The sequence below is a fragment of the Acinetobacter sp. 1294596 genome (assembly GCF_000582925.1).
GTDB classification, from domain to species: Bacteria; Pseudomonadota; Gammaproteobacteria; order Pseudomonadales; family Moraxellaceae; genus Acinetobacter; species Acinetobacter radioresistens.
Window position 1 is genome coordinate 1 of sequence record NZ_JFCC01000125.1, and the last position, 570, is coordinate 570.

The following is a 570-nucleotide window of genomic DNA, read 5'->3' on the forward strand; positions in this document are numbered from 1 at the left end:
GCTGGTACCGGCTGCGGACTTTGAAGGCGATGTGGTTGTGAACGTACCGGCAGGTATTGTTACGGACGTGGCAGGTAATGCCAACCTGACTGCAACAGAGAGCCTTACGGTCGATACATTGGCGCCGGGCTTGGTGATTACGGCCCTGGACCCTGCACTCACTGCGACTGAATCGACAACAATCAGCTTTACGTTTAGCGAGGCGGTCAGTGGCTTTGATATTGATGACATCACGCCAGTAGGCGGTACGCTGAGCAATCTGGTCCAAAGTACAACCAACCCGAATGTCTGGACAGCTACGTTTACAGCTGACGGCAGTGGTGCGGCTCCAAGCATCAGTGTTGCAGACGGTGCCTATACAGACCTTGCAGGTAACTTGGGTACAGGCGATGTACTCGATGGTACGGACGGCTTTGTGGTTGATACGCTAGCTCCGGCACCGGTGATTACGATTGATCCTGTAACGAATGCAATCACGATTGACTTTGGTGAAGCAGTCAATGCGGTTGATGGCAGTCCGCTTACGGCAGATGCGCTTGAGGGATTGCTGGACATTGCTAACGGTACATT

1 protein-coding gene is annotated in these 570 nt (G+C 53.3%); it reads left to right on the plus strand.

Features of this window, described 5'->3' with window-relative positions; translation table 11 throughout:
- Positions 1-570 (plus strand): Ig-like domain-containing protein (locus tag J502_RS17190; RefSeq protein ID WP_034685271.1); only part of this gene is annotated, 570 nt, incomplete at both ends.